At 76.1% G+C, this 9,984-nt stretch carries 8 protein-coding genes and 1 pseudogene; 7 read left to right on the forward strand and 2 right to left on the reverse strand.

Features of this window, described 5'->3' with window-relative positions; translation table 11 throughout:
• Positions 1 to 163 precede the first annotated feature (163 nt).
• Together ABD990_RS32760 and ABD990_RS32765 are read right to left on the reverse strand one after the other, a co-directional pair.
• Positions 164 to 1,576 (reverse strand): DUF5667 domain-containing protein, encoded by a 1,413-nt coding sequence (locus ABD990_RS32760; protein ID WP_345384686.1) that lies wholly within the window; start codon positions 1,574 to 1,576, stop codon positions 164 to 166.
• A gap of 196 nt (positions 1,577 to 1,772) precedes the next feature.
• Positions 1,773 to 2,462, reverse strand: a complete 690-nt coding sequence (locus tag ABD990_RS32765) for a sigma-70 family RNA polymerase sigma factor (RefSeq protein WP_345384687.1) — start codon at positions 2,460 to 2,462, stop codon at positions 1,773 to 1,775.
• 629 nt (positions 2,463 to 3,091) lie between these two features.
• Here ABD990_RS32765 and ABD990_RS32770 point away from each other — a divergent pair.
• The 7 genes and pseudogenes from ABD990_RS32770 to ABD990_RS32800 all read left to right on the forward strand — a co-directional run.
• Positions 3,092 to 4,660, forward strand: a complete 1,569-nt coding sequence (locus ABD990_RS32770) for an AMP-binding protein (RefSeq protein ID WP_345384688.1) — start codon at positions 3,092 to 3,094, stop codon at positions 4,658 to 4,660.
• Positions 4,657 to 4,896, forward strand: a complete 240-nt coding sequence (locus ABD990_RS32775; RefSeq protein ID WP_345384689.1) for a glutaredoxin family protein — start codon at positions 4,657 to 4,659, stop codon at positions 4,894 to 4,896. Before ABD990_RS32770 ends, ABD990_RS32775 begins: the two co-directional genes overlap by 4 nt.
• A gap of 64 nt (positions 4,897 to 4,960) precedes the next feature.
• Complete coding sequence (locus tag ABD990_RS32780; RefSeq protein WP_345384690.1) at positions 4,961 to 6,538, forward strand: molybdopterin-dependent oxidoreductase; 1,578 nt, start codon at positions 4,961 to 4,963, stop codon at positions 6,536 to 6,538.
• Between the two features lie 90 nt (positions 6,539 to 6,628).
• Complete coding sequence (locus ABD990_RS32785) at positions 6,629 to 7,297, forward strand: fasciclin domain-containing protein (protein WP_345384691.1); 669 nt, start codon at positions 6,629 to 6,631, stop codon at positions 7,295 to 7,297.
• Positions 7,298 to 7,618: 321 nt separating this feature from the next.
• Positions 7,619 to 8,413 (forward strand): redox-sensing transcriptional repressor Rex, encoded by a 795-nt coding sequence (locus tag ABD990_RS32790; RefSeq protein ID WP_345384692.1) that lies wholly within the window; start codon positions 7,619 to 7,621, stop codon positions 8,411 to 8,413.
• Entirely contained in the window at positions 8,410 to 9,834 is a 1,425-nt protein-coding gene (locus ABD990_RS32795) for a glutamyl-tRNA reductase (RefSeq protein ID WP_345384693.1), read from the forward strand. The genes ABD990_RS32790 and ABD990_RS32795 overlap by 4 nt, the downstream gene beginning before the upstream one ends.
• Before the next feature lie 5 nt (positions 9,835 to 9,839).
• Positions 9,840 to 9,984: pseudogene (locus tag ABD990_RS32800) on the forward strand (hydroxymethylbilane synthase); the annotation flags it as partial.

Genomic DNA, 9,984 nt, shown 5'->3' on the forward strand with positions numbered 1-9,984 from the left:
GATCCGTCCGCCTCCCGTCCGGTCCGTGACCGGCCGGGTACCGCCCGTCCAGCCTACTGAACGGACCCGCCCGTACCGACGTGAAACGGTCCCGAACGCGGAACGGGGCCGCACGGTGGGTCACCGCGCGGCCCCGTTCCGTCGTCGTCCGGGTCCGGTCCGCTCAGCCGATGGTGATCGGCCCGAGCCCGGGCAGCAGCGGCGGCAGCTGGATCGGGGGCAGGAGACCGCCCCCGCTGCCGCCCCCGCTCGGCGGGTTCGACGAGCTCTGCTCGGTGCTGCTGGACGTCGCCGAGCCGCTGGTCGTGGTGCTGGTCGCGCCGGCCTCGTCGCTCCCGGGCAGGAGGTCCGGGACCAGGCCGTTCTCGCCCGCGGCCGGGTCGCCCGAGGGCTGCGGCCCGGTGCTGTCCGACGGCGCGGCCGGGCTGGTGCTCGCGGACTGCGGGCTGCCGTTCGGTACCCGCTGGTCGACCGGGCCGCCGCCCTGACCGGCGTTCGAGGCCACCGGGACGCAGGGGCTGGTGGCCGGGATCGGGCCGAGGTCGTCGACGCCGGCGCTGACCTCGCTGCAGCCCATCCGGGCCTGCAGGGCCGCGGCCCGCTCCGACATGCGCTCCACCAGCCGCGCGGAGCGGTCGGCCCCCGGCACGTCGCCGCCGGACGCCCGCAGCTCCGCGATGGCCCGGCCCTGCTTCTGCGCCCACGCGTCGAGGTCGCCGAGCCCGGTGTCGGTCGGCGGCTGCGCCCCGGACAGCAGCATCCGGGAGCCCTCGCTGGCCGCGTCGTCGAACGCGGTGAGCGCGGTCTCGTAGGTGTCCGCACTCGGGGCGCGGCCGGCCTGCTGCAGCCGGCGCACCTCGTCCAGCCGGGTCGCGGCCAGGTCGAGATGGCGCTGCGCCTTGGCCCCGTCGCCGAAGGTGAAGGCGGTGCCGGTGGACTCGGTGGCCAGCTTGACCGCGTAGAGGGTGTCGCCGGGCAGCGCGTCGCCGCTCATCATCGCCGTGCCGCCGGTGAGGGCGACCAGCGCGAGGGCCGCGGCGCCGCCGACCAGCGCGACCCGCTTGCGCAGGCTCGGACGCCGCCCGCCGGGCCCGCGCGAGCCGCCGGCACGCCCGGGGTTGTCCGGGTGGTCGGTGGGCAGCACGTGCCGGGGTCCGCGCTTCGACCGCCGGGACGTGGCGCCGGCCGAGCCGCTCGTGCCGCCCGAACCCGTGGCCGCCGACACGGTGCGCTCACCGGAGGACCCCGAGCGGGTCGCGCCCTCGGGCCCCTCCGGCCGCAGCGCGGCGGTGAGGTCGGTGGTCTGCTCGAGCGCGTCGGCCCGGACCGGCTCGATCCGCGTGGTGCGCTCGGCGGCCGACTCCTCCGGCGCGCCCCACTCCTTCTCCAGGGCGGCGAAGAAGTCCGAGCGCATACGCTCGGCGGTCTCGGCGTCCGGGCTCAGGTCGGTACGGCTGCGATCGAGCGCGGCCGCGAGGGCAACCTCGTGCTCCAGATCGTCGTCCGGCGCGAAACGGGGGTCGAGGTGTTCCTCGCCCCACCACTCGTCGTCCGAGCCCCATCGTCCCGCGGGCATGTTCGCCGTCCTCACTGCATCCCTGCACTGTTCGTCAGCGTCCGGCCCGATCGGGACCTCGCGCTCTGCCGACGTTCACCCACACAACGAGGCGGGCGGTCGTCGGTTACGGCACAGAGACCGTTCACCGCTTGGTGTGGTTCACTCGTCGCATCCGTAACGACAAGCATGTAGTTCGCGATATAGGCGCCGCCGTTCACCGCAGCCCCTCGGGGAGCAGCTGCGCCAGGCGGCGGACGGCGCGGTGCTGCAGCGCCTTGACCGCACCCTCGGCCCGGTTCATCCGCTGTGCGGTCTCGGCGACCGACAGGCCCTGCAGGAACCGCATCCGGATGCAGTCCTGCTGGTCCGGGTTGAGCTTCTCGATCGCCTTGAGCAGCTCGGAGTTCGTGGCGTTCTCGATGACCTGCTGCTCCGGCCCGTGGGTGGTGGGCGAGTGCTCGACCATGTCCGCGGTCGTCGACTCCAGCCGGTACCGGCTGGACTTGACGTGGTCGAAGATCAGGTTCCGCGCGATCGTGACGAACCAGGCGCCGATGTCGCGGCCCTGGTAGCTCACCGAGCCGATCCGGCGCAGGGCGCGCAGGAAGGTCTCCTGGGTGAGGTCCTCGGCGAGCGTGCGGTCGCCGAGCCGGAACAGCACGTACCGGAACACGACCTCGTGGTAGCGCGCGTACAGCTCCTTGAAGGCGTCCTGGTCGCCCGCCTGGCAGGCCTTGACCAGGGTCCAGGAGCCGCCGCCGTCGGCCTCGGCCTCCGGGCGGGGCTCGACCGCCTCGGGCCCGGGCTCGGGGGCGCGGGGCGGCGGGCCCGCGGGGGGACCCGACGGCGGTGGTCCCGCGGGTGGCGGGACGGCGTGGGGACGGGCGACGGGGGGAGCTGTCACGGGCGCCTGCTGTCGGGTCGGCCGGCCGTCCGGGGTCCGGCCGGGGGCCGGGGCGGTCGGGTCGGGCGCGGACGGGGGAGCGGCGTCGGGGGCCGGTCGGTGGGTGGTCGAACCGCCGGACCGGGCCTGCCGGGGCAGGTCCGACCAGGGGGACGGGGTCGCGCCGGCACCGGTCGGGTGCGACGGCGTGAACCGCTCCGTGGGGAGCAGCCCGTCGGGACGCATCGAGGAGGTCATGAAGCCCGGTGCACCCGGTGTCGGACAGGGCAGCGCGGGTGGACCCGCGGTGCGCTGGCAACAGGCTGCATGCCACTCCCTTGGGTGAGAACTCGTGCCGAACCCGCGGGTCCGGCGTTGGCAGGTTGTGGGGGCGGACTCTAGGGCAGCCCCCCGGCCCCCAGACGGGTGCCACCGCTCGCCGAATGCCTTATCCGGTGAGCGGACGGTCACGGGCGGTCAACGTGGTCGTGGCGCAGCGTGTTCGGTCGACGCGCCGGGTGGCGGCGTGTCGCCCTGCCGCCGGGCGCACGGGGGTTGCGCCCGGGCGAGGTCCTCGTTCCACACGCGCGGGTGCGGACCGGTCGTCCGCCGGGGGTCTGCCGGACCCGGCGGTCTGTCAGACTCGGCGCGTGGAGCCTTCGAACCGGAGCACCGGGTCCGACGCGGTCGTGCACCTGGGTGAGCTGGTCCGGCGGGCGGCGCGCCGCGAGCCCGGTCAGCCCGCGGTCGTCGACGTCACGGCCGGGCGCACGGTGACCTGGGCCGAGCTCGACACCGCGGCCGACGCGGAGGCCGCCCGGCTGGCCGCCGCCGGGGTCGGCCCGGGCGACCGCGTGGTCCTGGTGCTGCCCAACGGCGCCGGCTTCTGCGTCGCCCTGTTCGGCGTGCTGCGGGCCGGGGCGATCGCCGTCCCGGTCGGCCAGCGGTCGGTGGCCCGCGAGGTCGCGGTGGTCCTCGACGACGCCCGGCCCGCCGCCGTCGTCGCCGATGCCGGGGTCGCGGCGGACGTCGCCCGGGAGGCCGGGGTGCCGGTCCTCGACCCCCCGCCCGTGCAGGCCGGGCCGCCCGCGGCCCCCGTGGCGGAACCGCCCGGCGGCGAGGCGATCGCGCTGCTCATCTACACCTCCGGCACCACGGGCCGGCCGCGCGGCGTGCAGCTGTCCCACCGCGCCCTGCTGGCCAACCGCGAGCAGACCGCCGCGCTGCGCCCGGCCCCGGTCACCCCCGCCGACCGGGTCCTGCTGGCGCTGCCGCTCTTCCACAGCTTCGGGCTGGCCGCGGGCCTGCTGCAGGTCTGCTGGGCCGGGGCCACCGCCGTGCTCACCGAGCGGTTCGACGCCGCGGCCACGCCGGGCATCCTGCGCGACCACCGGGTCAGCGCGCTGGCCGGCGTCCCGTCGCTCTACCGGGCGCTGCTCGACCTGCCGGCTGCGGAGCTGAGCGCTGCGCTCGAGGGCGTGCGGATCTGCACCTCCGGCGGTGCCCCGCTGCCCCCGGCGTGGCTGACCGCCTTCCGCGACGCCACCGGGATGGAGGTGCTCGAGGGGTACGGGCTCTCCGAGGCCGGCCCGGTCGTCACCTGCACCCTGCCCGGGTGCAGCAAGCCGGGCTCGGTCGGCCGGCCGATCCCCGGCGTCGAGCTGCGGCTGGTCGACGCCGAGGGCGAGCCGCTCGCGGGGCGCGCGGCCGAGGAGGGCGAGGAGGGGGACGCGGCGGACGTGTTCTCCGACCCCGAGGAGGACACGGGTCTGGTCGCGCTGCGCGGCCCCAACCTCTTCTCCGGCTACTGGCCGGACGGGGCGGGCGGACCGGACGCCGACGGCTGGTTCCGCACCGCGGACGTCGGCTACCTCGACGCCGACGGCGACCTGCACCTCGTGGACCGCTCGACCGACCTCGTGATCGTCAACGGGTTCAACGTCTACCCGCGCGAGGTCGAGGAGGTCCTCGCCGGGATGGACGAGGTGGCCGAGGTCGCGGTCGTCGGCGTGCCGGACGACCGGACGGGTGCCGCGGTGAAGGCCGTCATCGTGCCCGCGCCCGGGACCAGCCCGGACGAGGAGGCCGTGCGGGAGTACTGCGCGACCCGGCTGGCCCGCTTCAAGCGGCCGACCGTGATCGCGTTCGTCGACGAGCTGCCGCGCACGCCCACCGGAAAGATCGCCCGGCGGGTGCTCGCGGGGACGGGGACGGCATGAGCCGGACGGTCACGGTGCTGAGCAGGGCGAACTGCCACCTGTGCGAGGTCGCCGAGGCCGACGTCGCCCGGATCTGCGGCGAGCTGGGCGTCGAGTGGCGCACCGAGGACGTCGACGCCGACCCGGAGCTGCGCGCCGAGTACGGCGACATGGTCCCGGTGATCCTCATCGACGGGAAGCAGCACGGCTACTACCGGGTCGAGGAGGAGCGGTTCCGCAAGGCCCTCGCCCGCTGAGCCGACACCGGCCGCAGGAGGGATACGTGGCGCGGGCGAACCTCCGGGGCCCTGGGGGCGAACCATGGACGTGAGCCGGACCCTCGCCCCTCCTCCCGCCCCGGTGCTGTCCCGCCCGGTCGCCGCCGCGGTCGCGGTGCTCGCCGTCGGCGCGGCGCTCGGCGCGGGCCAGCTCGTCGCCGGGCTGCTGTCGCCCACGTCGTCGCCCTATCTCGCCGTCGGCGACGCGGTCGTCCGCGTGGCGCCGCCGCCGGTCGTCGAGTTCGCGAAGTCGGCCATCGGCACCGCGGACAAGCCGGTGCTGCTCGCCGGGATGGCCGTCGTGCTGCTGGTGGTCGCGGTGGCCGCCGGGGTCGCGTCGCGCCGATCGTCCCTCCCGGCGCAGGTCGTGATCGGCGTGCTCGGGGTGGCCGGGATCGCCGCCGTGGTGCTCGGCCCGGCCTTCACACCGACCGACCTGATCGCACCGGTCGTCGCGGCGGCCGCGGGGCTGTGGGTGGTCCGCACCCTGCACGGGCTCGCCCTCGCCGCGGCGGCGGCGCCCGACGCGCCGGGGGTGCACGGCCTGCCGCGCCGGACGGTGCTGCTCGGGGCGTCTGCGGCGGTCGGGATCGGGGCCTTGGCGGGCGGTGGGTTCGGCGTGGCGGTCGGGCGCGGGACGGTCGACTCCCGCACCCGCCTCACCCAGCGGCTGGCCACCGCGACCGTGACCCGCGAGGCCCCGCTGCCGCCCGGCACGGACTTCGCCGCCGAGCTGGGCACCACCCGGTTCGTCACACCGAACCCGGAGTTCTACCGGATCGACACGGCCCTGCGGGTGCCGCAGCTGCGGGCCGAGGAGTGGCGGCTGCGGGTGCACGGGCGGGTGGCGCGGGAGCTCACCCTCACCGTCGACGACCTCCTGGCCCGCCCGCTGGTCGAGCGGACGATCACGATGACCTGCGTGTCCAACGAGGTCGGCGGCGACCTCATCTCCACGGCGCGGTTCGTCGGCGTCGAGCTGGCGGACGTGATCCGCGAGGCGGGCCCGCTGCCCGGCGCCGACCAGATCCTCTCCACCAGCACGGACGGCTGGACGGCCGGCACGCCGACGGACGTCGTCCTGGAGCCGGGCCGCGGGGCGCTGCTGGCGCTGGGGATGAACGGCGAGGCCCTGCCCGCCGAGCACGGCTTCCCGGTGCGCATGGTCGTGCCCGGGCTGTACGGCTACGTCTCGGCCACCAAGTGGGTCACCGATCTCGAGCTGACCTCCTTCGCCGCCCGCGGCTCCTACTGGACCGACCGCGGCTGGGGCGTGCGCGGGCCGATCAAGACGGAGTGCCGGATCGACCTGCCCCGCGGGTTCTCGCAGGTACCCGCCGGCCGGGTCACCGTCGCGGGGATCGCGTGGTCCCAGCCGCGCGGCATCTCGCGGGTCGAGATCAGCGTCGACGGCGGCCCGTGGGCCGAGGCCGAGCTCGCCGCGGAGGTCGGCGGCGACACCTGGCGGATGTGGCGCGGCACCGTCGAGGTCGGGCCGGGCAGCCACACCGTGCGGGCCCGTGCCACGGACGGCCCGGGGAACCTGCAGACCGAGGAGCGCGCCGACGTCCTGCCGGACGGCGCCACCGGGTGGCCCGCCATGATCTTCTCCGCGGCCTGATCCGAGCGAGATCCGATCGTGATCCCGTCGGGCGGGCGTCCCGGCGGCCGACACGTTAGGCATGGGCAGGCCCCGGGAAGGAGAGATGTCGTGCGCAGCATCCAGCGTCTGGTCACCCTCGGAGCGGCCGCGGCCGCCGTCGTCGTGCTGGGGGCGTGCTCCGCGCCCAGCCAGGAGCCGTCCTCCGCGACGGACGTGCCGCCGGTCCCGACCGTCGCCGCGGCGGGCCCGACGACGCCGGCCGTGCCGGGTAGCACCACGGCCGCCGAGGTGTTCGGGCCGGGCTGCGCCTCGCTGCCGACCGGCGACGACCCGGGCTCGCTCTCGAGCATGCGGCTGCAGCCGGTGGCCGCCGCCGTCGAGACGAACCCGGAGCTCACCACGCTGAACGACCTGATCGGCCGGGCGAACCTCGCCGGGCCGCTCAACGCCGCCCCCGAGCTCACCGTCTTCGCCCCGACGAACGACGCCTTCGCCAAGCTCCCGGCCGAGCAGCGCGCCGCCCTGGAGGCCGACCCGGCCCGGCTCGCGACCGTGCTGGAGTACCACGTGTCCGGCACCCGGGCGAGCGCCGAGGAGCTGCGGGCCGCGGGCACCTCGACCGAGCTCGCCGGCGGCCAGGTGCGGATCGGCGGGACGGGCGACGCGATGACCGTCTCCGACGCCTCGGGCGGCACCGCGAACGTCGTCTGCGGGAACGTCCCGACCGGCAACGCGACCGTCTTCCTGATCGACACCGTCCTCGTCCCGCAGGCCTGACCCGGCCCCCGGGGCCCGCTCCGACCCGCCCGCGCACCGCACGTGTCGTACGCCACGTGCGGGGTACGCGGACGCGGTGAGCGGCAGGTCCCGGGCGACCACCGGTCCACGTGCCCCGGCCGCACCCGGGCCGGGCCCGGAGCACGTCCGGGACCAAGATCGCAACTTTGTGCACGCCTTCACGAGCGACTACCGTGGACGGGCGTCGCCGCCGAACGACCCGACCGGCTCCAGCCCGGCCGGGCAGTACCGGTCGCGCAGGCCGCCGCCGTCCCGGCCGCGGCCCCATCACGACGAGTACGACGCCCGAGGAGCCGCCGCGTGACGCTGCCGCCGCAGGCCGACTCCTCGACCGCCGAGACCCGCGAGACCCCCGACACCCCCGCCGGGCCCACCCCGGGCCGCGCGGTCAGGGCCATCCCGGAGGCGACCGTCACCCGGCTCGCGGTGTACCTGCGGGTGCTCGGCCAGCTCGCCGAGGGTGGCGCGGAGACCGTCTCCAGCGAGGAGCTCGCCGCGGTCGCCGGGGTCAACTCGGCCAAGCTGCGCAAGGACCTCAGCCACATCGGCAGCTACGGGATCCGCGGCGTCGGGTACGACGTGGCGTCCCTGCAGCACGAGCTCGAGCGGGTGCTCGGCCTCGACCACCCGCAGGCCGTGGCGCTGGTCGGCGTCGGCAACCTCGGGCACGCCCTCGCGGGCTACGGCGGCTTCGGCGGGCGCGGCTTCCCCGTGACCGCGCTGTTCGACGTCGACCCCGACCTGGTCGGGATCAAGATCAACGGAATCGTCGTGCACCACGTGCGCGACATCCCCCGGGAGTGCCCCGCCGCGGGCGTCACGATCGGCATGATCGCGACGCCGGCACAGGCCGCGCAGAGCGTGTGCGACCAGCTGGTCGCGGCGGGCGTGCGCTCCATCCTCAACTTCGCCCCCACGGTCCTGCAGGTGCCGGACGAGGTCGAGGTCCGCAAGGTGGACCTCGCCGTCGAGCTGCAGGTGCTGGCCTTCCACGTCGCCGGGCGTGGCAACGCCGCCGGGGGTGTCGACCCAGACGGCCCGGGCATGAGCCGGGTCGTGACCGGACGCAACGGATCGGCGGTGCCGCTCTCATGAGTGTTCTCGTCGTGGGCCTCTCGCACCGGAGTGCGCCCGTCGACGTCCTGGAGAAGGTCGCGGTGTCCGCGGACGACGTGCCCAAGCTCCTCGACGAGATGGTGCGGTGCCCGCACGTGAGCGAGGTGACCCTGCTCTCGACCTGCAACCGGGTCGAGGTCTACGCGGTGGTCGACGCCTTCCACGGCGGGCTCGCGGACGTCTCCGAGGTCCTGGCCCGGCACTCCGGCCTGCCGCTGCAGGACCTCACCGAGCACTTCTTCGTGCACTACGCCGGCTCGGCCGTGCAACACCTGTTCACGGTCGCCGCCGGGCTGGACTCGATGGTCGTCGGCGAGTCGCAGATCCTCGGCCAGCTGCGCCAGGCGTACGCGACGGCGGACGAGGCCGGCACCGTCGGCCGCGTCCTGCACGAGCTCGCCCAGCAGGCGCTGCGCGTCGGCAAGCGGGTGCACGCCAGCACCGGCATCGACGCCGCCGGCGCCTCGGTGGTGTCAGAGGCGCTGCGGGACGCGTCCGCCGTCCTCGGCCACGCGGACGGCGAGCTGCCCGGCGCCCGCGCGGTGATCGTCGGGGCGGGCGCCATGGGCGCGCTGGCCGCCGCCCACCTCCGCCGCGCCGGCGCCGCCGAGATCACCGTGCTGAACCGCTCCGCCGAGCGGGCCGAGCGGCTCGCCCAGAAGAGCGTCGAGCAGGGCGTGCCCGCCCGGGCCGGGCTGCTCGACGAGCTGTCCGCCGCCGTCGCCGACGCGGACCTGATGGTCGCGTGCACCGGCGCGATCGGGACCGTCGTCGAGCGCGCGGCGGTCGAGGCCGGGACGGCCGGCCGCACCCGCCCGTTCGTGGTGTGCGACCTGGGCCTGCCCCGGGACGTCGACCCGGCCGTCGCGGAGATCGAGGGCGTGACCGTCGTCGACCTGATCGCGCTGCAGCGCCGGCTCGTCCGCCAGGACCTCGGCGGGGCGGCCGACGCCGTGTCGGCGGCCCGGGACCTGGTGGCCGAGGAGGCCCAGAGCTACCTGGCCGCGCAGCGGTCGGCCGAGGTCACCCCGACCGTCACCGCGCTGCGCCGGCGCGCCTCCGAGGTGGTCGACGCCGAGCTGCTGCGGTTGTCGTCGCGGCTGCCGGAGCTGTCCGACGAGGTGCGCGACGAGTTCACCCGAACCGTCCGTCGCGTCGTCGACAAGCTGCTGCACACGCCGACGGTGCAGGTCAAGAAGCTGGCCGAGGGCCCGGACGGGGACAGCTACGCGGCCGCGCTGCGCACGCTGTTCGAGCTCGACCCGCAGAAGCCCGCCGCCGTCGCGGGCACGGTGGAGCAGCCGCTCAACGGCCACGAGGTCGCGGCGGCGCTCGAGGCGCCGGTGCGCCGGGTCGGTCCGGGGGCCGCGCGTGCCGCGGACGCCGAGGGCGACCGGTGACCGCCGTGCACACCCGCACCCTTCGCGTCGGCACCCGGCCGAGCAAGCTCGCCGTCGCGCAGTCCGGCCAGGTCGCGGACCTGATCCGGGCCGCAGGGCGGCCCGCCGAGCTCGTCGACGTGCACACGACCGGGGACCGGTCCACGGCGC

The sequence above is a fragment of the Pseudonocardia yuanmonensis genome (assembly GCF_039542425.1).
GTDB lineage: Bacteria > Actinomycetota > Actinomycetes > Mycobacteriales > Pseudonocardiaceae > Pseudonocardia > Pseudonocardia yuanmonensis.